Origin of the sequence: Pseudomonas sp. GW531-T4 (assembly GCF_017349615.1) — a bacterium.
Taxonomy (GTDB): Bacteria; Pseudomonadota; Gammaproteobacteria; order Pseudomonadales; family Pseudomonadaceae; genus Aquipseudomonas; species Aquipseudomonas chlororaphis_I.
The window spans coordinates 1-20195 of the sequence record NZ_JACMZT010000026.1 but is presented as its reverse complement, the minus strand read 5'-3'; the positions used below and the strand labels follow the sequence as shown (position 1 = coordinate 20195).

At 64.5% G+C, this 20195-nt stretch carries 18 protein-coding genes and 1 pseudogene; 8 read left to right on the top strand and 11 right to left on the bottom strand.

Features of this window, described 5'->3' with window-relative positions:
* Nucleotides 1-1509, top strand: coding sequence for a glucosyltransferase domain-containing protein (locus J4D28_RS20025; protein ID WP_103331150.1), 1509 nt, complete (start codon nucleotides 1-3; stop codon nucleotides 1507-1509).
* A gap of 12 nt (nucleotides 1510-1521) precedes the next feature.
* On the opposite strand, the gene J4D28_RS20020 is transcribed toward J4D28_RS20025, so the two are convergent.
* The 4 genes and pseudogenes from J4D28_RS20020 to J4D28_RS20005 form a co-directional block, all read right to left on the bottom strand.
* A complete protein-coding gene (locus tag J4D28_RS20020) occupies nucleotides 1522-1818 on the bottom strand; it encodes a cupin domain-containing protein (protein ID WP_016703458.1) in 297 nt (98 codons plus the stop codon).
* Nucleotides 1819-1892: 74 nt separating this feature from the next.
* Nucleotides 1893-2177, bottom strand: a complete 285-nt coding sequence (locus tag J4D28_RS20015) for a putative quinol monooxygenase (RefSeq protein ID WP_016703457.1) — start codon at nucleotides 2175-2177, stop codon at nucleotides 1893-1895.
* Between the two features lie 68 nt (nucleotides 2178-2245).
* The gene (locus tag J4D28_RS20010) at nucleotides 2246-3865 is read right to left on the bottom strand and encodes an FMN-binding glutamate synthase family protein (protein ID WP_028683290.1); all 1620 of its coding nucleotides are present in this window, start codon (nucleotides 3863-3865) and stop codon (nucleotides 2246-2248) included.
* 129 nt (nucleotides 3866-3994) lie between these two features.
* Nucleotides 3995-4185: pseudogene (locus J4D28_RS20005) on the bottom strand (response regulator transcription factor); the annotation flags it as partial.
* 241 nt (nucleotides 4186-4426) lie between these two features.
* On the opposite strand from J4D28_RS20005, the gene J4D28_RS20000 reads away from it, so the two are divergent.
* The 4 genes from J4D28_RS20000 (at nucleotide 4427) to J4D28_RS19985 (ending at nucleotide 6585) form a co-directional block, all read left to right on the top strand.
* The gene (locus J4D28_RS20000; RefSeq protein WP_103331149.1) at nucleotides 4427-4699 is read left to right on the top strand and encodes a type B 50S ribosomal protein L31; all 273 of its coding nucleotides are present in this window, start codon (nucleotides 4427-4429) and stop codon (nucleotides 4697-4699) included.
* A 236-nt stretch (nucleotides 4700-4935) separates the two neighbouring features.
* Complete coding sequence (locus J4D28_RS19995; protein ID WP_103331148.1) at nucleotides 4936-5370, top strand: NUDIX domain-containing protein; 435 nt, start codon at nucleotides 4936-4938, stop codon at nucleotides 5368-5370.
* A gap of 27 nt (nucleotides 5371-5397) precedes the next feature.
* Entirely contained in the window at nucleotides 5398-6036 is a 639-nt protein-coding gene (locus J4D28_RS19990) for a LysE family translocator (protein ID WP_009050586.1), read from the top strand.
* A 39-nt stretch (nucleotides 6037-6075) separates the two neighbouring features.
* Complete coding sequence (locus J4D28_RS19985; protein WP_028683288.1) at nucleotides 6076-6585, top strand: GNAT family N-acetyltransferase; 510 nt, start codon at nucleotides 6076-6078, stop codon at nucleotides 6583-6585.
* A gap of 33 nt (nucleotides 6586-6618) precedes the next feature.
* On the opposite strand, the gene metR is transcribed toward J4D28_RS19985, so the two are convergent.
* Nucleotides 6619-7536 carry a transcriptional regulator MetR gene (gene metR, locus J4D28_RS19980; RefSeq protein ID WP_009050584.1) on the bottom strand — a complete coding sequence of 306 codons (918 nt, stop codon included), beginning with the start codon at nucleotides 7534-7536 and terminating at the stop codon, nucleotides 6619-6621.
* 108 nt (nucleotides 7537-7644) lie between these two features.
* Here metR and metE point away from each other — a divergent pair, with 108 nt between their 5' ends.
* Together metE and J4D28_RS19970 are read left to right on the top strand one after the other, a co-directional pair.
* A complete protein-coding gene (metE, locus tag J4D28_RS19975; RefSeq protein WP_009050583.1) occupies nucleotides 7645-9957 on the top strand; it encodes a 5-methyltetrahydropteroyltriglutamate--homocysteine S-methyltransferase in 2313 nt (770 codons plus the stop codon).
* Between the two features lie 367 nt (nucleotides 9958-10324).
* Complete coding sequence (locus J4D28_RS19970; RefSeq protein ID WP_009050582.1) at nucleotides 10325-11359, top strand: alpha/beta fold hydrolase; 1035 nt, start codon at nucleotides 10325-10327, stop codon at nucleotides 11357-11359.
* Between the two features lie 436 nt (nucleotides 11360-11795).
* Here the strand turns inward: J4D28_RS19970 and J4D28_RS19965 are convergent, their stop codons facing one another.
* From J4D28_RS19965 to J4D28_RS19940, 6 genes are read right to left on the bottom strand one after another with little or no spacing between them, the layout of a single operon-like run.
* Nucleotides 11796-13193, bottom strand: a complete 1398-nt coding sequence (locus J4D28_RS19965) for a sigma-54 dependent transcriptional regulator (protein ID WP_009050581.1) — start codon at nucleotides 13191-13193, stop codon at nucleotides 11796-11798.
* A complete protein-coding gene (locus J4D28_RS19960; RefSeq protein ID WP_028683286.1) occupies nucleotides 13190-14977 on the bottom strand; it encodes an ATP-binding protein in 1788 nt (595 codons plus the stop codon). Before J4D28_RS19960 ends, J4D28_RS19965 begins: the two co-directional genes overlap by 4 nt.
* The gene (locus J4D28_RS19955; protein ID WP_103331147.1) at nucleotides 14974-16101 is read right to left on the bottom strand and encodes a GNAT family N-acetyltransferase; all 1128 of its coding nucleotides are present in this window, start codon (nucleotides 16099-16101) and stop codon (nucleotides 14974-14976) included. The genes J4D28_RS19960 and J4D28_RS19955 overlap by 4 nt, the downstream gene beginning before the upstream one ends.
* A 14-nt stretch (nucleotides 16102-16115) precedes the next feature.
* On the bottom strand, nucleotides 16116-16997 hold the full coding sequence (locus J4D28_RS19950; RefSeq protein ID WP_009050578.1) for a carboxylesterase: 882 nt from the start codon (nucleotides 16995-16997) through the stop codon (nucleotides 16116-16118).
* Nucleotides 16994-18388: an aspartate aminotransferase family protein gene (locus J4D28_RS19945; RefSeq protein WP_103331146.1), complete on the bottom strand. Its 1395-nt coding sequence runs from the start codon at nucleotides 18386-18388 to the stop codon at nucleotides 16994-16996. Before J4D28_RS19945 ends, J4D28_RS19950 begins: the two co-directional genes overlap by 4 nt.
* Nucleotides 18381-19100 carry an MtnX-like HAD-IB family phosphatase gene (locus tag J4D28_RS19940; RefSeq protein WP_009050576.1) on the bottom strand — a complete coding sequence of 240 codons (720 nt, stop codon included), beginning with the start codon at nucleotides 19098-19100 and terminating at the stop codon, nucleotides 18381-18383. The genes J4D28_RS19945 and J4D28_RS19940 overlap by 8 nt, the downstream gene beginning before the upstream one ends.
* 230 nt (nucleotides 19101-19330) lie before the next feature.
* On the opposite strand from J4D28_RS19940, the gene J4D28_RS19935 reads away from it, so the two are divergent.
* Nucleotides 19331-20113: a MipA/OmpV family protein gene (locus J4D28_RS19935; RefSeq protein WP_009050575.1), complete on the top strand. Its 783-nt coding sequence runs from the start codon at nucleotides 19331-19333 to the stop codon at nucleotides 20111-20113.
* The last annotated feature ends 82 nt before the right edge of the window (nucleotides 20114-20195 follow it).

Genomic DNA, 20195 nt, shown 5'->3' with positions numbered 1-20195 from the left:
ATGGACAGAATGGGCAGTTTGCTCAGCGGGGAACTCGGACGCCGCCAGGTCTGGCTGTTTTTTCTGTTCGCCACCATGTTGTATGTGCTGCCGCTGATCCTCGCCGACTTTCCCTATATCGATGACAACTGGCGTTCGCTGTCGGCCGGCACCGCCTGGACGGAGCAGGGGCGGCTGTTTACCGAACTGTTCTACAACGCCCTGACCTTCAGCGGCGCTGCGCCGAACATCTTTCCCTTGCCGCTGCTGATCGCCACGCTCGCCATGGCCTCGGCACTGACCCGCCTGACTTTCCATTACTACCCGCAACCGACGGCGGCCTGCTGCATGGTGCTGTTGCCGCTCTGGTACAACCCGTTCTTTCTGCAGAACCTGTCGTATCAGTACGACGGCCCGGCCATGGCCTTGAGCCTGGTGGCGGTGATCTTCGCCATCACCTATCGCAACCCGTACCGCGTGCTGCAATGGCTGGTGCCGGCCTTGCTGGTCGCGCTGGCCATCGGGCTGTATCAGATCAGCATCAACGTGTTCCTGGGCCTGTGCTGCCTGGAGGTGATCCGCGGCGCCAATGACAAGACTGCCTGGCCGCGCTGGTGGGAAATGATCGGCTGGAAGATCGCCCAGGCGGCCCTGGGCTGGATGATCTATTGCGTCACCGCCTACCCCTTCATGGATCAGACCCGCACCTTGCTGTTGAACTGGTCGGCGCAGCCCTTGCTGCAATTGCAGGTCAACATTGGCAGGGTGCTGGAAAAAGTCGTGCTGCTGTTTCACGGCGGGTTCGCCTGGGTGTTCGCCGCGCTGGCGCTGTGTGCCCTTGCCGGTTGCGTGCGGCTGGGGATGAACCTGTTCAAGCGGCCGGACAGCGGCCTGAAAAAGGTCGTGATGGCGCTGGTCTGCCTGCTGGCATTGCCGCTGGTGATTGTGCTGGTGTCGGGGATCGCGCTGTTTTTCCGCGACTTCAATGAAGGCGCCCGGACCTTGATGGGCTTCGTGCTGCTGTTGGTGTTGCTGTTCTATCTGAGCCACCTGGCGTTGGCGGCGCTCCATGAGCGCTTGCCGCTGCTGCTGATGGTGCCGCTGCTGGCGATGTTGTCGCTGTCGTTCGCCTATGGCCGGGTGCTGACAGTGCAGAAAACCCTGGCGGCCAGCGCGCTGTCGAGCCTTGAGCGCGACATCACCAGCCACCCACAGTTGCGCGAGGCCAAGCGCATCTATATGTCGGTGACCTATTCCGATCACTGGCTGCTGGCGGCCGCGGGCTCGTTCAAGCAGATGCCGGTGCTGCACTACCTGCTGAATATCGACTTCTTCATGCTGGCGGAGAACCTGCCCAAGGTGGGCATTGCCAACGTGGTCGCGGAAAGGGAGCGGCGCAATGCGACCCTGGCCGGTTACCAGGGCTATCCACCGCTGGTGGACAGCCGCTATTACCGGATCTACCTGCTGGGGGACTACGGTTTTATCGTCATGAAGGAACCGGCGCCGATCAAGACGCTGCATTGGTGAGCGCCAGTCAGGCTAGATATCGATAATCACCAGGGTGCCGTGGCTGCCGGGCAGCACCGCATGAGGCAGCCCGGCTTCGACCAGGTACATCTGGCCTGCGTTCACCCTCACCTCACTGCCGGCAATGCCCAGGCGCAGGCAGCCATGGGTCACCAGCAGGGCTTCGTTGTAGTCGTGGCTTTCTTCGGCGTGGGCCTGTTGGTCCATGCGCAGCACCTTGATGCGCGCCGGCCCGACCTGGCCCACCACGGAGGACTTCCAACTGGTGGGCAACTGGCTGGACAGCGAATCGAATGACAGCAATGGCATGTGGAACTCCCAAAAGTCAGGGGGGGCTGCGGTCTGCTTTCGGTGGTCCGGTCAAGCATCATGGGGGCGTTTTTTCAGAACTCGTCCATCAGCAGCACACGGCATTCCCTGGCCTGGAACGCATTGATCTGCGGCACCAGGCGAGTGAAGTGCTCGGTCTGGCAATGGGCCTTGAGCGCCGCGCGGTCTGGCCATTGCTCGATAAAGATGAAGTGCCCCGGGTCTTGCTGGTCGACGAACAGGTCGTAGGCGATGCAGTCCGGTTCCTGGCGGGTTTTCTCCAGCAGTTCGGCGTACCAGGGGCGCACGGTGTCGAGGTGTTCGGGTTTGATGAAGTCTTCGGCGATGACTTTGAGCACGGGTTTGCGTCCTTTGCCTATCGATGAATAACGCCCCGCCGCGCGGGCGGGGCGTCGAGTGTGACTGGTCAGGCCGCGGCTTCGCTGTTGGGCTCGAAGCTGTCGGCGCGCGCCAGCTGCCACATGCGCGAATAGAACTCGCCCGTGACCGCGCCGGTGAGCAGTTCGCCGGGCTTGAGGAACACATGCAGCTGCGAGAACAGCTTGATCTCGGTGGCCGACATGCGTCGCACCAGGTGCCTGGCTTCCAGTTGCGACGGGTGATTCAAGCCCGCGGCGGCAAGCATTTCGGCCAGGGCCTTGAGGGTGTTGCGGTGGAAACTGAACACTCGTTGCGCCTTGTCCGGCACCACCAGCGCGCGCTGGCGCAGGTTGTCCTGGGTGGCGACGCCGGTCGGGCATTTGTTGGTGTGGCAGCTTTGCGACTGGATGCAGCCGATGGCGAACATGAAGCCGCGCGCCGAGTTGGCCCAGTCGGCGCCGATGGCCAGCACGCTGGCGATATCGAAGGCGCTGACGATCTTGCCGCTGGCGCCGAGCTTGATCTTGTCGCGCAGGTTCAGGCCCACCAGGGTGTTGTGCACGAACAGCAGGCCTTCGCGCATCGGCGCGCCGATGTGGTCGGTGAATTCCACCGGTGCCGCGCCGGTGCCGCCTTCCTTGCCGTCGACCACGATGAAGTCGGGGAGGATGCCGGTTTCCAGCATGGCCTTGGCGATGCCCATGAACTCCCACGGGTGGCCGAGGCAGAACTTGAAGCCCACGGGCTTGCCGCCGGACAGCTCACGCAACTGCTGGATGAAATGCATCATCTCGATCGGCGTGGAAAAGGCGCTGTGGCTCGAGGGCGAGATGCAGTCCTCGCCCATGCGGATGCCACGAGTGTCGGCGATTTCCTGGGTCACCTTGTGCTTGGGCAGGATGCCGCCGTGGCCGGGCTTGGCGCCCTGGCTCATCTTGATTTCGATCATCCGCACCTGCGGGTTCTGCGCCTGCTGGGCGAAGCGCTCCGGGTCGAAACGGCCGTCGCTGGTACGGCAACCGAAATAGCCGCTGCCCAGCTCCCAGGTCAGGTCGCCACCGTTTTCCCGGTGATAGGGGCTGATGCTGCCTTCGCCGGTGTCATGGGCGAAGTTGCCGAGCTTGGCGCCCTGGTTGAGGGCGCGGATGGCGTTGGCGCTGAGGGAGCCGAAGCTCATGGCCGAGATGTTGAACACCGATGCCGAGTAGGGTTGCTTGCACTGCGGGCCGCCGACCGTGACGCGGAAGGTGCTCGGGTCGCTCAGGGGAGCCGGGCGCATGGAGTGGCCGATGAATTCGAAACCCGACTGGTAGACGTCGATCAGGGTACCGAACGGCTTGTCGGCGCTTTCGTTCTTGGCCCGCGAATAGACCAGCGAGCGCTGGGCCCGGGAGAAGGGCAGGGCGTCGCTGTCGGACTCCAGCAGGTACTGGCGGATTTCCGGGCGGATACCTTCCACCAGATAGCGGATATTGCCCAGGATCGGGTAGTTGCGGCGCACCGCGTGGGGGCTTTGCAGCAGGTCGAAAATGCCCAGCAGGCTGAGCAGGAAGGTGACCAGGGTGAATGGCCAGAGCCAGTCATGTTCGAGAAAGGGCAAGCTGGCGAGGGTGAAAATCACGCAGGCAGCAAAGAAGGCGTAGCGGCTCAGGAGGGACAGGCTCATACGGTTTCCTTGGTTCGGACTCTATAGATTTCGTTTTTGGGTACTCATTCTTCTTGTGTGGCCAACGATCTTGTTGTTGTAGAGAACGGCCGTGGCGCAGCAGCTGTGCGCACATGGCAGCTTCAGGCGTCAGGCATTCTGCGCCTGGAGAAAAATCCAAAACAGCTCGGACCGGGACTTGATGCCCAGCTTGTCGTAGATGTGTTTCTTATGGACTTTCACGGTTTCGGCAGAGGTTTGCAGCTTACGAGCGATCTCCTTGCTGGAGCAACCGCTGAGCATCAAGTGCCCGACCTCTCCAGTTCGCGGGCGGTCAATTGCATGCACTTGAGGCGTTGCAGTGAATCTTCCAGGCGATTGCGCCAGTTGCCCCGGCATTCGGCGAACACCCGCGTGGCTGTTCGTTGAGCGCTTTGGGCAAGCGTGAACGCCTGGAGCCGGGCGTTGCCGAGGGAGATAGACGATTGACAGCTTTCCTTATTGCAACTGGTTCTCGTTTCCATGATTGGATAATGTTACTGTATAACGAAATTCAGCCTTAGCTATCCCCTGGAGACTCCCATGAAAGCCAATATCCATCCTGCCTACCGCACCGTGCTGTTCCATGACACCGCCGCCGACGTGTACTTCCTGATCGGTTCCACCGTGGACACCGACCGCACCCAGCGCCACAGCGATGGCAACACTTACCCCTATGTCGCCCTCGACGTCTCCAGCGCCTCGCATCTGGTCTACACCGGCCAGCAGCGCAAGACCCAGTCCGAAGGGCGGATCGCCGGCTTCAACAAGCGTTTCGCGTCGTTCGGTTCGTCCGGCAAGACCGGTAACGCTTGAGGGCCTCGGCCCTTGCTGCGTACCCGCTCGTTCCTGCATCGCTGCAGGAGCGGGCGGTTCCACTTTTCCATTCCCCTCTCTATTCCGGGCTGTCCATGGAAGGCCTGGGAGGCCAGCGCTTCGTCCCGCCGCCCGAGGCGCCGGGTGTATGGAAAAAACAGCGGCCGACTGTGTCGTGACGACGACTCGCCAGTCATGGGATCCTTGCCGCCTCGCGTAACCGATCCAGGTTTTTCATGACTCTTTCAAGCACCACACCCCCCCTTATCCGTATCGCCGCGGCCCTGTTGATCGGCCCCGACGGCCGTACTCTGCTGGTACGCAAGCGCGGCACCCAGGCCTTCATGCAGCCAGGCGGCAAGATCGAGCCGAGCGAGTTGCCGGCCCAGGCCCTGGCCCGTGAACTGGAAGAGGAACTCGGGCTGCGTATCGACCCGGCCGACGCCCGTTACCTGGGACGTTTTTGCGCACCGGCGGCCAACGAGCCGGGTTTTGTGGTCGAGGCCGAGTTGTTCCGCCTCGATCTGGACACCGACGAGGTCCGGCCCGCGGCGGAAATCGAGGAGGTCCGCTGGATCGATCCGGAGGCTGGCGACGAGCTCACCCTGGCCCCATTGACACGCGACCTGATCTTGCCGTTCTATCGCGCCTCGCAACTGGCCTCGGCCTGATTTTTCAAGGACAAAGGATTGCCCATCATGATTCCCCTTCACGACATGTTGATCTTCATCGCCGCAGCCTTGCTGATGGTGCTGACCCCCGGCCCCAACATGATCTACCTGATTTCCCGTTCGATCTGCCAGGGCCGCCGGGCAGGCGTGACCTCGCTGGTCGGCGTGGTGGCCGGTTTCTTCGTCCACCTGTTCGCCGCGGCGATCGGCCTGACCGCGGTCTTCATGGCGGTGCCGGTGGCCTATGAGGTGCTCAAGTGGGTCGGCGCCCTGTACCTGATGTGGCTGGCCTGGCAGGCCCTGAAGCCGGGCGCGCGTTCGCCGTTCGAGGCGCAGCAGCTGCCGCCGGACTCGTCGCGCAAGCTGATCCTGATGGGGTTTCTCACCAGCGCCCTGAACCCGAAGATCGCGGTGTTCTACCTCTCGGTCTTTCCCCAGTTCATCAGCCCGGAACACGGTTCGGTGTTCACCCAGAGCATCATCCTCGGCCTGACCCAGATCAGTGTGAGCTTCAGCGTCAACCTGCTGATCGCGCTGTTCGCTTCGGGAATCGCCGCCTGGTTCGTGCACAACCCGCTGTGGCTGGCGACCCAGCGTTATTTCATGGGCTTCGTGCTGGCCGGGCTGGCGGTGCGTCTGCTGCTGGAACAACGCCAGACGGCCTGATCCTTTCATTCACCCGCGAGCCCGGGGCCTCGACCAACCATGTCCATCCAGCACCTCGATGCCAGTCACGCCGCCGCCTACCGCGCGCTGATGCTCGAAGCCTATGAACGGCATCCGCAGGCTTTTACCTCCAGCGTCGCCGAACGCGCGGCGATGCCCCTGAGTTGGTGGGAGTCGCGGCTGAGCAGCCCGCTGGACCTGTTGCTGGGGGCCTTCGAGGGTGGCGAGCTGGTGGGCATCGTCGGGCTGGCGTTCGAGGTCCGGGAGAAAGCCCGACACAAGGCCACGCTGTTCGGCCTGTATGTGGCGCAGCCTTATCGCCACGGCGGCCTGGGCTACCGGCTGGTCCAGGCGCTGCTGCAGGAGGCACGCCAACGCCCCGGGGTGCGGCTGGTGCAACTGACCGTCACCGCTGGCAACGACGCAGCCCTGGCGCTGTACCAGCGCTGCGGTTTCGTCCAGTTCGGCCTGGAGCCGCTGGCGGTTCGGGTGGGCGTCGAGTACTTCGACAAACTCCACCTGTGGCGTGAAGTCGTCTCCCCTCTCTGAATTTCCCCCACTCCTCCAGGCTGATGCGGCTTTTCAACGTACCGCGCTGACCCCGTCCAGGGTCGAGAACGAAGTGTCCTTGGCGGTCAGCAGGAAGTCGCGCATATAGGGCGCATCCAGCATGTCGGCACGGATCGCCGCGTACAGCGTGGCGAACAGGCCTTTTTCCCCCAGGCGCTTGGCCTTCACATAACCCCGTGAGCTGTATTCATGCAGCGCCCAGTGAGGCATGCCGCACACACCACGGCCGCTGGCCACCAGCTGCATCATCATCACCGTCAGTTCCGAGGTACGGACCTGGGCCGGCTCGATGTCGGCCGGTTCCAGGAAGCGGGTGAAGATATCCAGGCGGTCGCGCTCCACCGGGTAGGTGATCAGGGTTTCGCTGAGCAGGTCTTCCGGAACGATGTAGGGCTTGCTGGCCAGGCGGTGCTGGTTGGCCACTGCCAGCATGGCTTCGTAGGTGAACAGCGGCACGTAGGTGATGCCCGCCAGTTCCACCGGGTCGGAGGTCACCACCAGGTCCAGGTCGCCGCGGGCCAGGGCCGGCAGCGGGGCGAAGGAGAAACCCGAGGCCAGGTCCAGCTCGACTTCCGGCCAGGCATCGCGGAACTGGTCGATGGTCGGCATCAGCCACTGGAAGCAGCTGTGGCATTCGATGGCCATGTGCAGGCGGCCCGCGGTGCCGCCGGCCAGGCGGGAAATGTCCCGCTCGGCGGCGCGCAGCAACGGCAGGGTGGCGTCCGCCAGTTGCAGCAGGCGCAGGCCGGCGCTGGTGAAGCGCACCGGCTTGGTCTTGCGCACGAACAGCGGCATGCCCATGCGCTCTTCCAGTTCCTTGAACTGGTGGGACAGGGCGGACTGGGTCAGGTGCAGGCGTTCGGCGGCTTCGACCAGGCTGTCGGCTTCGCGCAGGGCGTGCAGGGTCTTCAGGTGACGGATTTCGAGCACCAGGGTCTCCATGAATGAATTTTGTGATCAACACGAAAAGGTTGAGTTTGTCTCATGTTGGCTTGGCTGTCGACAATAGCGCCATCTTTTACCGGGAGGAACCCACTCATGGCCTTGGCCCACACCCTTGGTTTTCCGCGCATCGGCGCCGACCGCGAACTGAAAAAAGCCCTCGAAGCCTACTGGAAGGGCGACCTCGACCGGCAGGCGCTGCAAGACGTCGGACGCCAGCTGCGGGCCAGGCACTGGCAGCTGCAAAAGGACGCCGGCATCGACCTGCTGCCGGTGGGCGACTTCGCCTGGTACGACCAGGTGCTGACTCACTCGCTGGCCTTCGGCGTGGTTCCCGAGCGCTTCGACAGCAGCAAGGACGCCCAGGGCCGGCCGACCCTCGACACCCTGTTCGCCATGGCCCGCGGTGCCTCGGCTGGCTGCTGTGGCGGCGATCAGGCCAAGACCCAGTACGCCCAGGAACTGACCAAGTGGTTCGACACCAACTACCACTACCTGGTCCCGGAATTCAGCGCCGACCAGTCGTTCAAGCTGAGCTGGGAGCAGCTGTTCGACGAGGTCGACGAAGCCCACGCCCTGGGCCATCGGGTCAAGCCGGTGATCATCGGTCCGCTGACCTACCTGTGGCTGGGCAAGGCCAAGGGCAATGACTTCGACAAGCTCGAGCTGCTGGAGCGCCTGCTGCCGGTCTACGGTGAAATCCTCAACCGCCTCAAGGCCCAGGGCGTGGAGTGGGTGCAGATCGACGAACCGATCCTGACCCTCGACCTGCCGCAGGCATGGAAGGGCGCCTTCGAGCGGGCCTACCACATCCTCCAGTACTCGCCGCTGAAAAAACTGGTGGCCACCTATTTCAGCGGCCTGCAGGACAACCTCGGGCTGGCCGTCGGCCTGCCGGTGGACGGCCTGCACATCGACGCCGTGCGGGCACCGGAGCAACTGACCCAGGTGCTCGACCGCCTGCCGACCTACAAGATTCTTTCCGTGGGCCTGGTCAACGGCCGCAACGTCTGGCGTTGCGAACTGGAGCAGGCGCTGCAGCAGCTGCAAGCGGCGCAGGAGCGTTTTGGCGACAACCTGTGGGTCAGCAGTTCCTGCTCGCTGCTGCACAGCCCGGTGGACCTGGCCCGGGAAGACCAGCTGGATGCCGAGCTGAAAAGCTGGCTGGCCTTCGCCGTGCAGAAATGCGGCGAAATCTCGGTGCTGCGTGACGCCCTGAACGATCCCCAGGCCCCGGCGGTGCAGGCGGCCCTGGCCGCAAGCCGCCAGGTGCAGGCCAGCCGCGCGCAATCGCCGCGCATTCACAAGGCCGAGGTCCAGGCGCGGCTCAAGGCGGTCAGCGCCGCCGACAGCCAGCGTCACTCGCCCTTTGCCCAACGCATTGCCCAGCAGCACGCCCGCTTGAAGCTGCCGGTGTTCCCGACCACCACCATCGGTTCGTTCCCGCAGACCGCGTCGATCCGCCTGGCGCGCCAGGCATTCAAGCAGGGCAAGCTGTCGAACAACGATTACACCGACGCCATGCGCTGCGAAATCCGCCATGCGGTGCAGGTCCAGGAGCGCCTGGGGCTGGACGTGCTGGTGCATGGCGAGGCCGAGCGCAACGACATGGTCGAGTACTTCGCCGAGCAACTGGACGGCTACCTGTTCACCCGTTTCGGCTGGGTCCAGAGCTACGGTTCGCGCTGCGTGAAACCGGCGGTGATCTACGGCGACCTGAGCCGCCCGCAGGCCATGACGGTGGACTGGATCAGCTACGCCCAGAGCCTGACCGACAAGGTGATGAAGGGCATGCTCACCGGGCCCGTGACCATGCTGATGTGGTCCTTCCCCCGCGAGGACGTGTCCCGCGAGGTGCAGGCCCGGCAACTGGCGCTGGCCCTGCGCGATGAGGTGGTGGACCTGGAGAAGGCCGGGATCAAGATCGTGCAGATCGACGAAGCGGCATTCCGCGAGGGCCTGCCGCTGCGCCGGGCGGACTGGCAGCCGTACCTGGACTGGGCGGTGGAAGCCTTCCGCCTGACCGCCTCTGGGGTGCGCGACGACACCCAGATCCACACCCACATGTGCTACAGCGAGTTCAACGACGTGATCCAGGCCATCGCCGCCATGGATGCCGACGTGATCACCATCGAGACGTCGCGTTCGGACATGGAGCTGCTGGAGGCGTTCGAGGCCTTCGACTACCCGAACGACATCGGCCCGGGGGTGTATGACATCCACTCGCCGCGGGTGCCGGACACCGCCGAGATGGTCAAGCTGATGAGCAAGGCGGCCCGGCGCATCCCCGCCGAACGTTTGTGGGTCAATCCGGACTGCGGCCTGAAGACCCGCGCCTGGCCGGAAACCGAAGCCGCCCTGGTCAACATGGTCGCCGCCGCCCGTCAGTTGCGTAACCAACAGGCCTGATCCCAGCCAACGCCAATCCCTGTAGGAGCGCAGCTTGCGCGCGATGAGCCCACAGGCGCCGCGCTGCTTCAGGAACACCGCGTCATCGTTCACGACCATCGCGAGCAAGCTTCGCTCCTACAGTGGGCCGGGGCACGATGCTGCGGGCTTTTGTAGCCGCTGCCGCAGGCTGCGATAAGGCCGAAGGCCTTCAGCGGGTTCAAGATCGCTGCGTCCCTTCGGGCCGATCGCAGCCTTCGGCAGCGGCTACAGGGTTTTATGACCACTCGGCAATCTTCATCAAACTGTCACGTAACTGTGGCAGCGCGCTCGATCAAAGTTCATCAGACTCGCGCTCTACTGGGCTTCTGCGTTTCGGTGTTTCTTCATGTGGGCAAGATTTTTTTCAACGACTGTTTTCCTGGCCGCGCTGCTGCTCGGCCTGCCGTCTCAGGCGGCGTCTCGCTGTGATGTCAACGTACCGACCCAAAGGGTCGAACTGGAGCAGGTGAGCCTGGCCTACCAGAGCATCGGCCGTGCCTCCGATCCGGCGCTGCTGCTGGTGATGGGCCTGGGCGGGCAGTTGATCCACTGGCCGGACGAAGTGGTCGTTGCCCTGTGCCAGCAGGGGTTCCGGGTGATCCGTTACGACAACCGCGATGTTGGCCTGTCCACCTGGCGCCAGGCACCGGCCAACGCCAACCTGACGTTCGAGGTGCTGCGCTACAAGCTCGGCCTGCCGGTGGCCGCGCCCTACAGCCTGACCGACATGGCCGACGACGCCCTGGGCCTGATGAATGCCCTGCAGGTCGAGCAGTTCCATGTCCTGGGTGCGAGCATGGGCGGGATGATCGCCCAGCACCTGGCGGCCATGGCGCCGCAACGGGTCGAGAGCCTGACCCTGATCATGACCAGCTCCGGCGCCGAAGGCCTGCCGGCGCCCAACGCGGCGCTGGTGCAGCTGTTGTCGCGGCGCGGCGCGCCGAACCGTGAGGTGGCGCTGGAGCAGCAGGCCGACCTGCTGGCCGCCCTTGGCAGCCCGCAGGTCACCGACGATCGGCAGGCGCTGCTGCACCAGGCGGCGGAGGCCTATGACCGTGCCTTCAACCCGGAAGGGGTGAAGCGCCAGATCATGGCGATCCTCGCCGAACCGAGCCGGGTGGCCCTGCTCAACCAACTGCGCGTACCGACCCTGGTGGTGCATGGCACCGCCGATCCGCTGTTGCCGGTGATGCACGGCGTACACCTGGCCGCGCATATCCAGGGCAGCCAATTGAAGCTGATCCCGGGCCTGGCCCATCGTTTCCAGGAAGCCTTCAAGGCGCCGTTGCTGGCGGCGGTGCTGCCCTACCTGCAAAGCCATCGCGAAGACACCTCGCACTGGGCGCAGATCGATCCGCTGCCCGCGCCGAACCTGCTCTGACCTAGGCTTGCGTAGGAGCCAGGCTTGCCGGCGATTGGGGCAATGCGGTGTGTCTGATGCACCGCTATCGCGGGCAAGCCTCGCTCCTACAAGTCCGTGGCGGCCTTCTTCTGTAGGAGCCCGGCTTGCCGGCGATTGGGGCAATGCGGTGTGTCTGAGGTACCGCTATCGCGGGCAAGCCTCGCTCCTACAGGTCCGTGGTGGCCTTGGCTTCTGTAGGAGCCAGGCTTGCCGGCGATTGGGGCAATGCGGTGTGTCTGATGCACCGCTATCGCGGGCAAGCCTCGCTCCTACAAGTCCGTGGTGGCCTTGGCTTCTGTAGGAGCCAGGCTTGCCGGCGATTGGGGCAATGTGGTGTGTCTGAGGTACCGCTATCGCGGGCAAGCCTCACTCCTACAGATCCGTGGTGGCCTTGGCTCTAGGGGATGGGCGTGTATCAGCGGACGATCTTGTCGACCTGGATCCCGAGTTTTTTCAGGCGGTACCAGAAGCTGCGTTCGGAAATGCCGATCAACTGCGCGGCGGCGGCCTGCACGCCGTTGCTCTGTTGCAGGGCGGCGAGGATGTAGGCCTTCTCCACTTCGGCCAGGGCCGCGTCCAGGTCGCTGGGCACGCTGAGGCTGTCGCCGGGCAGGGCGCTGGCCCCGGCGTTCAGCGGCGGTGAGCTGAACAGATAACCCGGCAGGTCGCTTTCCTCGATCACCGCGCCCGCAGCGACTATGGTCGCGCGTTCGACGCAGTTCTGCAGTTCGCGGATATTCCCCGGCCAGGCGTAGTTGGCCATGGCCTGCAAGGCCTGGGGGCTGAAGCCGGTGATGCGTTTGCCGGCGGTGGCGCCCAGGGTGTGGGCGAAGTGCCGGGCCAGGGGCGCGATATCCTCGACCCGCTCGCGCAGGGCGGGCAGCGGGATCGGGAAGACATTGAGGCGGTAATACAGGTCTTCGCGAAACTCCTTGTTGGCCACCGCCTCCAGCAGGTTCTTGTTGGTGGCGGCAATCACCCGCACGTCGACCTTGCGCTCGCGCGGGTCGCCCACCGGTTCGATCACCCGTTCCTGCAAGGCGCGCAGGATCTTCGCCTGCAGGGCCAGCGGCATGTCGCCGACCTCATCGAGAAACAGCGTGCCCTTGTCCGCCTGCTGAAAGCGCCCGACCCGGTCCGCCACGGCGCCGGTGAAGGCGCCCTTGCGATGGCCGAACATTTCGCTTTCCAGCAGGCCTTCGGGGATCGCCGCGCAGTTGACCGCGACAAAGGGTTTGTTGGCGCGGTTGCCGTGCTGGTGGATGGCCCGGGCGACCATCTCCTTGCCGGTGCCGCTTTCGCCGGTCAGCAGGATGGTGGCGTTGCTTTCGCGCACCGAGTCCACCGCTTGCAGGACCCGGCGGAAGGTCGGGCTGTCGCCCACCAGGCTGTCGATCTGCCGGTGCTCGTCGAGCTCGGCGCGCATGCGCTGGTTGTCCTTGAGGATGTCGCGAAACTGCAGGGCCTTGCTGACGGTGATGTCCAGTTCGTCGATATCGAAGGGCTTGGCGATGTAGTCGTAGGCGCCGTTGCGCATCGACTGCACGGCGTTTTTCACCGTGCTGTAGGCGGTCATGACGATCACCGGGATCTGCGGGTAGCGCTGCTTGACCTCGGCCAGCAGCTGCGGGCCGTCCATGCCGGGCATGCGCCAGTCGCTGATCACCAGGTCGATCTCTTCCTGTTCCAGCACCTTGAGCGCGTGCAGGCCATTGCCGGCGGTGAACACCTGGATGCCGTCCTGGCTCAGCGCCGAGGACAGCAGGTCGCAGAGTTTGGGCTCGTCGTCGACCACCAGCAGGTTATGCGTCATGGCTGGGCCTTTTGCTCATTTTCATCATCCTCTTCGTCATCCTCACCCTTGGCCGGAATGTACAGGCTGAAGGTGGCGCCGGCATCTATTTCGCTGCTGCATTCGATGTGCCCGTCATGGTTTTCCATGATCGAGAACACCTTGGCCAGGCCCAGCCCGGTGCCCGAGGCCTTGGTGGTGACGAAGGGGGTGAAGATGCGTTCGAGCATGTCCGGCTCGATGCCCTGGCCGGTGTCGGTGACCCGCAGGATGGTGTGCTCGGCGTCCTGGGCGATGCCCAGGGTCAGGCGCCCGCCCGCGGGCATGGCGTCGATGGCGTTGAGGATCAGGTTCAGGCAGGCCTGCTTGAGCTGGCGCGCGTCGGCGTACAGGGTCGCGCCCGGCGCCTGGTCGTCGATCTGCGCGTCGATCTTGTGGCTGGCCAGTTCCGGCTCGCAGAAGCCGATCAGCTCCTCCACCAGCGGCCGCGCCAGCAGGGTCGAGCGGATCGGCGCGCTGGGCTTGGCGAAGTCGAGGAAGTCGGTGATCAGGTCGTTGATCCGGCTGACTTCGCTGATCACGTATTCCAGGTGACGCTTGTCGCCTTCGGGCAGATCCGCACGGCGGTGCAGCAGTTGGGTGGCGGTCTTGATGATGCCCAGGGGGTTGCGGATCTCGTGGGCCAGGCCCATGGCCACTTCGCCCAGGGCGTGCAGGCGGTCGCGACGGCGCAACTGGGCTTCCAGGTGCTGCAGTTCGCCCAGGCGTTCGCTCATGTGGTTGAAGGTGCTGCTCAGCTCCGCCAGCTCGTCGCCGCCAATCACCGGCACCCGTTGCCGGTAGTCACCGGCGATCACCGCCTGGACCCCCTTGGACAAGCCGCGCAGGGGCATGGTCAGGCGTTTCGACACCAGCCAGCCGACGGCCAGCGACGCCGCCGAGCTGAGCAGGAAGATCAGGATGAACAGGTTGCTCTGGTTGACCAGCCCCACCAGGCTGCTGTGGCGCAGCAGGCCGCTGAAAATCACCCCCACCAGTTCGCCGCTGTCGTTGAAGATCGGCCGGTACAGCCCGCTGTAGCGGCTGGTGAACTGCTCCGTGGGCTGGCGGGTGTCGCGCAGGATGTTCTCGATCTTTTCCGGCACCTGGGTCGGGTGGTCCTCGAAACGCTGGGTGGCGAAGATCTCGGCGAAGTCGTTGGCCTTGGCCAGGTACAGGCGCAGGTCGAGGGAGTGCACGTCGGCCACGCTGGTGAGGAAGCTGGCGTCCAGGTAGGTGGCGATCAGCAGCTGGTAGTCGATGCCGTCGAGGGTGGTCTGGAAGGTCGAGACCACCGCGCCGGTGGCCACGCCGCCGACCTGCAGGGTCTGTAGCACGGCGTTATGGGCCAGGCTGATCTGTCCGACGATATCGTCGGCGGCGGTGCTGAACACCACCTGGTGGTCGCGCTTGCGGATCAGCGCCACCACATCGATGCCCATGGAGTCGGCGATGTCGGCGGTGAGCTTGTCGTGCCTGGCTGCGTTGCGGTCGGTGGGCGGCCTGGCATAACGCAGGAACAGCTGGGCGATGCGCGCGTTGTCGCGCAGGGTCTCGGTGATTTCGTCCTCGACGATCTTGGTCGATTCCTGCAGCCAGATGCGCACGTTGCTGTCGAAGATCTGCGACAGGGTGGTGGCCGCCAGCTCGGCGGCGATCATCGTGGGGATCACGCTGACCATCCAGAACGCCAGCACCAGCTTGCGCTGCAGGCTCCAGCGGGAGATGGCGAAAGGGCGAGGGGTGCGGCGGTCTTTTCTGGTCATGAACTTTCGCTTAGTGCAGCGGCCATGGCGGGGTCGGTGCGATCCGGCCGGAGAACATATTTCAGCCCTTTGAGCAGGGTGTCGAGCAGCGGGTTGCGATGCTGGAAGAACAGGCTGTTGCCGCTGAAGCTACAACCCAGGCGCAGCTTGCTGGCATAACCGGCCTGGCCGCATTCGTAGAGCGCGATCCGGTGCTGGATACAGTAGTCGACATTGGCCATCCAACTGCGCAAATACAGGTTGTGCTCACGGCTGATCTCCAGGTCGTGGGCGAAGAATTTGTCGATCAACCGGTGCTCGTCCAGCAGCACCAGGTTGAAGGCCACCAGTTGTTGGTCGACCCAGTACAGCACGCAGGCGGCACGCTCTCCCAAGTGCTGGAGGATACCGGTGAAGTAGGGCGCGGGTAAGCGTTCGAATTGCAGGTCGCTGCGCCGCAGGGTGGCTTCATACAGGCGCATGACCTGGGGCAGGACGTCGTCGATGTTGCGTCGCCATTCGATCCGCGGCCCGGGCGCACGCAACTTGCGGCGCAGGTCCTTGCGCGTGGATTTGCCCAGGGTGCCGAGGTAGGCATCCTGCGAGCCGAAGGGCACCGGCAGCAGGGCGCTGGGCAGGCTGGGCATGGCTTGCAGGCCGAATGCCTGGCAGCTGGCGGCCCATTGCCGGTCCTGGCTGGCGGCATCCTTGACCGCCAGCAGGCCGATGCCCTGGGCGTCGGCGTCGCGCCGGGCCAGGTGCAGCAGTTGCCCGAGCAGGGCCTGGCGGCGCACCGCGGGGATATGGCTGGCGGTGCCGGCGTGGCACTGTTCGGCCACCGGCGAACCGATGGCGTACAGCGGCAGTTGCAGCAGCCCCGGCCACCAGCGTTGCAGGCGTTCGCTCAGGCGCTTGGCCGGGCCCGAGACGGTGGTGTCCAGGCGATAACGGGTGATGAAGGCCGGGGCGGCGGCCACCAGCTTCTCGTCTTCGAACACCGCCAGGTAGCGCCAGGTGAAGTCCTCGATGCCGGCGTCCTGTACTGCCAGGTAATAGTCCCAATTCTCCAGGGCACCGGGAAAACAATCGTTCCAGGCGCTGCGGTCGATGGCCTGGATGCTCGAAAAGACTTGGCTGGTGATCACGTGCGGTCCTTGAATCAGGCGAACTGGCGCTGGTCGTCATACACCGCGGGCCGCGGGCCCGCCTGGCGTTCGATGAAGTCCGCGCTCAACTCCACCACCCGGCGGTACTGCAGGTCGACGGTGATCATGTGGTAGCAGTTGTCGAGCAGCACCTTGACCACCGGGCCGCCGAGCTTGCGCTCGACATAGTCGGCGTTCCAGCGGCTGGTGATATCGTCCTCGATGGAGTGCAGCACCAGGGCCGGGGTGGTGATCGACGGCATGCGTTTTTTCACCACAGCGTTCATCCGGTGCAACTCGCGCACGGTCACCCCTTCCATGGTCAGCAGGCCGGCACTGCTGCTTTCGCCGGCCTTCATCTGTCGCTCGACCACCGCCCGCAGGCGCTTGTTCTTGATGCCGTACGGCGGCTTCTCCTCGAAGCTGCAGATGTGCACGCCGAACGGAATCTTCATCAGCAGCGGGGTGAGGAACGCCAGCTTGTTGATGCTCCAGCCGTCGTACTTGAGGGTGGTCGAATACATCAGCAGGCCGCTGACCTGCCCCGGGTGTTCCGAGGCCAGGTACATGGACATGACGGCGCCCATCGACAGGCCGCCGACGAACACCTGCCGGTGACGCTGACGGATGCCGACGAAGGTCCGGCGCACGCCCTCGTACCAGTCCTGCCAGCCGGTGGCCTGCAGGTCGGCGTTGTTGCCGCAATGCCCGGCCAGGGTCGGCACGTACACCGTGCACCCGGCCTGGGCCAGGCCGACGGCCACCCGACGCAGTTCCGTCGGGGTGCCGGTGAGGCCGTGGATCAACAACACCGCGACCTCGCCATTGCCGAGGATGAAGCCGGCGTCGCCCTGGCCCAGGTCGATGCCGGCGCCCGGATCGATCTGTGCTGTCATCGTTTCATGGCCCGGTCCAGCAGACGGTCGAGCAGGGCGATGCCGAGGTCGATCTCCGCGTAGCTGATTTCCAGCGAGGGGGCCAGGGTGATGACGTTCTTGTAGTAGCCGCCGACATCGAGAATCAGCCCCAGGCGCTGGCCATTGATCTCGATGTCGCCCTTCATGCCTTCCTCGACCATGTAGTCCAGGGTCGCCTTGTCCGGTGTGAAGCCGTCGCTGGTGCAGATCTCGCAGCGCAGCGCCAGGCCCAGGCCGTCGACGTCGCCGATGATCGGGTAGCGCTTTTGCAAGTCCTGCAGGCCGGCCAGGAAATACTTGCCCTTCTCCATGACCATCGCGCCGTAGTCGATCTCGCTGGTCATCTTGAACATTTCCAGGCCCACCGCGGTGCCCAGCGGGTTGGAGGCGAAGGTGGAGTGGGTCGAACCCGGCGGGAACACCTTGGGGTTGATCAGCTCTTCGCGGGCCCAGATGCCGCCCAGGGGGTTGAGGCCGTTGGTCAGGGCCTTGCCGAAGACGATCACGTCCGGCTTGACGTCGAAGTGCTCGATCGACCACAGCTTGCCGGTGCGGTAGAAGCCCATCTGGATCTCGTCGACCACCATCAGGATGCCGTGCTGGTCGAGCACATGCTTGAGCTCGCTGTAGAAGTTCATCGGCGGGATCACGTAGCCGCCGGTGCCCTGGATCGGCTCGACGTAGAAGGCGGCGTATTCGCTCTGGCCGACTTTCGGGTCCCACACGCCGTTGTATTCAGTCTCGAACAGCCGGGCGAACTGCTGCACGCAGTGGCTGCCGTACTCTTCCTTGGTCATGCCCTTGGGGCCGCGGAAGTGGTAGGGGAAAGGAATGAAGTTGGCGCGCTCGCCGAAGTGGCCGTAGCGGCGACGGTAGCGGTAGCTGGAGGTGATCGACGAAGCGCCGAGGGTACGGCCGTGGTAGCCGCCCTCGAAAGCGAACATCAGGCTCTTGCCATTTGTGGCGTTGCGCACGACTTTCAGCGAGTCCTCGATGGACTGCGAGCCGCCGACGTTGAAGTGCACGCGGCCGTCGAGGCCGAACTTCTTCTTGGCATCCACCGCGATCATTTCCGAGAGCTCGATCTTGCCCTTGTGCAGGTACTGGCTGGCGATCTGCGGCAGGGTGTCGATCTGTTGCTTGAGGGCATTGTTCAGGCGCGGGTTGGCATAACCGAAGTTCACCGCCGAGTACCACATCTGCAGGTCGAGGTAGGCCTGGTCGCTGGTGTCCCAGACGCAGGAGCCTTCGCAGCGGCTGAAAATCCGTGGCGGCTCGATGTAGTGGACGGTGTCGCCGTAGGAGCAGTACTTGGCTTCTTTTTCCAGAAGCACCTGGTCTTCTGCGGTTGCGATACGAATGTCAGACATGGTGGAAGAGTTCCTGAGTGGGGACGCAATGTTCGGTGGTGTTGTCGAGGGCGAAGGCGCCGGCATTGGCCGCTTCGTTGGGCAACAGGGCCAGCAGTGCCGGCAGTTCGGCGAAGGAATCGAAGGTCGCGTGGGGGATGGCATTGCGTTGGCAGTACTCGGCCAGGCGGCCCTTGGCGAACACGAAGTCGGCGCTGGCGGCCACGCACATGTCGGACTGGCCGTCGCCGATCACCAGCACCCGCTTGCCCTTGGGCGTGGATTTGCATTTGCAGTTGCCGGATGCGGCGCGGCAGGCGTCGCTGGCGTGCGGGAAGTCGATGCGCCAGCTGTTCTGGTCGACCTGGCGCAGGCGGTTGGCGAGGATCGGCAGCAGGCTCACGTAGTGGCGCGCGAGGATCCGCGCGATGCCTTGCTCGATGCCGTCGCTGACCACTTCCAGGGAAGCGCCCAGGCCGATCACATGATCGACGAAGTCGGGGAAGTCGGGATCGATCTCGACGCTGTCGAAACAGGCGAGCAGTTCGGCGGGCGAGGCCTTGACCAGCGCCAGCTGGCGGCTGAGGCATTCCCGGGAGCCGATATGGCCATCCAGCCATTGTTGCTCGATGTCTTCCCAGCTCGGGTCGGCGAAGCGTTGGAGGACGTTGTCGATCACGTCGGTGCGGGTGATGGTCCCGTCGAAGTCACACACGATATGCCAGTGCATCATCTGCAGTTACCTGTTGGAGAGGAGCGCACTTTGCGCATGCCAGGCACTGGAGCAGGGACTGTGCCAACTGCCTTCGGCCCAGGCGGGCCGGGCTCTGCGCGGGAAAAAGGCGTTCGGTGGGGCGGCTGGAGCTACAAATTTTGTAGCTCGCTACAAACAACATCAGTGCTTGCAGGGAGGGGGCGGGGTGGTGATTGATGCGCGCATCTTCACTCCAGGAAACCCGCGCCATGTTCAGCTTCACACGCTCCGCCCTGCTTGCCGTCCTGCTGTCGCTAGGGGCTGCCTGCGGGGCTTTCGCCGAGGAGGGGGGCCAGGATGGATTGGGCGGTTCGCTGGGCCTGGGCATCGGCTACCAACCCCATGACCCCAGCGGCAGCCGGCATGACACCGTGCCCTTGCCCTATGTCGATCTGGAGTGGGGCGATGTCAGCCTCGACACCGACGACGGCCTGACCTGGGATGCCTTCAAGGGCAAGGGTTTCAGCGCCGGGCCCTATATCAACTATTTGCCGGGACGTAACGCCAACGGCTCGCTGCGCGGCCTGCGGGACGTGCCGAACATGGCCGATGTCGGCGGCTACATCCAGTACGCGCCGGACGACTTTTGGCGCCTGTTCGCCTCCCTCGGCAGCGCGGTGGCTGCGGGCGAGGGCCAGGGTGGCCTGCTGGGCAAGGTCGGCGGTGAAATCGGTTATCCCCTGGGCTTGGGGATCATTGGCAGCAACAACCTCACCGCGCATTTCGCCGACGCCCGGCAGACCCAGACCTTCTTTGGTATCAGCGACGCCGAGGCCCAGGCCACGGGCATCGGCCGCTACAGCGCCGGCGGCGGTTTGCAGAACCTGACCCTGACCCAGAACCTGCAGGTGCCCCTGGGCGGCAACTGGTCGTGGATGACCAGCGCCAGCTGGATTCACCTGACGGGTTCGGCGGCCGACAGCACCCTGGTGCGCGAGCGCGGCGAAGTGAATCAGGGCCAGGTCCAGACCGCCCTCAGCTACCAGTTCTGAGGCCCGCCAAGGCCTTATCGCCGGGCTTGCGGGGCGTGCTCCAGGTCGTCATCGCGGGCAAGCCTCGCTCCTACAAAAACGG

Coding starts and splice junctions, on each gene's coding strand:
- J4D28_RS20025 (WP_103331150.1), top strand. CDS start 1: ATGGACAGAATGGGCAGTTTGCTCAGCGGGGAACTCGGACGCCGCCAG.
- J4D28_RS20020 (WP_016703458.1), bottom strand. CDS start 1,818: ATGCCATTGCTGTCATTCGATTCGCTGTCCAGCCAGTTGCCCACCAGT.
- J4D28_RS20010 (WP_028683290.1), bottom strand. CDS start 3,865: ATGAGCCTGTCCCTCCTGAGCCGCTACGCCTTCTTTGCTGCCTGCGTG.
- J4D28_RS20000 (WP_103331149.1), top strand. CDS start 4,427: ATGAAAGCCAATATCCATCCTGCCTACCGCACCGTGCTGTTCCATGAC.
- J4D28_RS19995 (WP_103331148.1), top strand. CDS start 4,936: ATGACTCTTTCAAGCACCACACCCCCCCTTATCCGTATCGCCGCGGCC.
- J4D28_RS19990 (WP_009050586.1), top strand. CDS start 5,398: ATGATTCCCCTTCACGACATGTTGATCTTCATCGCCGCAGCCTTGCTG.
- J4D28_RS19985 (WP_028683288.1), top strand. CDS start 6,076: ATGTCCATCCAGCACCTCGATGCCAGTCACGCCGCCGCCTACCGCGCG.
- metE (WP_009050583.1), top strand. CDS start 7,645: ATGGCCTTGGCCCACACCCTTGGTTTTCCGCGCATCGGCGCCGACCGC.
- J4D28_RS19970 (WP_009050582.1), top strand. CDS start 10,325: ATGTGGGCAAGATTTTTTTCAACGACTGTTTTCCTGGCCGCGCTGCTG.
- J4D28_RS19965 (WP_009050581.1), bottom strand. CDS start 13,193: ATGACGCATAACCTGCTGGTGGTCGACGACGAGCCCAAACTCTGCGAC.
- J4D28_RS19960 (WP_028683286.1), bottom strand. CDS start 14,977: ATGACCAGAAAAGACCGCCGCACCCCTCGCCCTTTCGCCATCTCCCGC.
- J4D28_RS19950 (WP_009050578.1), bottom strand. CDS start 16,997: ATGACAGCACAGATCGATCCGGGCGCCGGCATCGACCTGGGCCAGGGC.
- J4D28_RS19945 (WP_103331146.1), bottom strand. CDS start 18,388: ATGTCTGACATTCGTATCGCAACCGCAGAAGACCAGGTGCTTCTGGAA.
- J4D28_RS19940 (WP_009050576.1), bottom strand. CDS start 19,100: ATGATGCACTGGCATATCGTGTGTGACTTCGACGGGACCATCACCCGC.
- J4D28_RS19935 (WP_009050575.1), top strand. CDS start 19,331: ATGTTCAGCTTCACACGCTCCGCCCTGCTTGCCGTCCTGCTGTCGCTA.